We start from the raw sequence: 287 nt of genomic DNA, 5'->3' as shown, positions 1-287 counted from the left end.
GAGGGCATCGTCGGGAACAATTTCTCGTCTTACGTGCGCGATTACGACTTTAGCGTCTTGCTGCCGGCGCACAATAAAAACACGGCGGAATTTACCATTCCGGATGATTTCGGCGATTTGCACGGCAATATCTTTAAGCACTTCGTCAATTCAAACGAATACCATGAAAATTTCAGCAAACCGCCGGTGATCTGCCTCAGCGTGTCCAGCAAAGACACCTACCATCGGACGGGCAATCAACACCCGGTCTTGGGCGACGAGTATCGGCAAGACGGCGCTTCATTGAC

General features: G+C 51.2%; 1 protein-coding gene. It reads left to right on the top strand.

Annotated features, from left to right (window positions below):
* On the top strand, positions 1 to 287 hold a 287-nt coding region (locus J0A67_RS23705; RefSeq protein ID WP_206571699.1), incomplete at both ends, for a putative oxygenase MesX.

Source organism: Algoriphagus aestuariicola (genome assembly GCF_017254835.1).
Classification (GTDB): Bacteria; Bacteroidota; Bacteroidia; order Cytophagales; family Cyclobacteriaceae; genus Algoriphagus; species Algoriphagus aestuariicola.
Note: the sequence above shows the minus strand (reverse complement) of the source record. Positions and strands in the feature narration are given on the sequence as shown.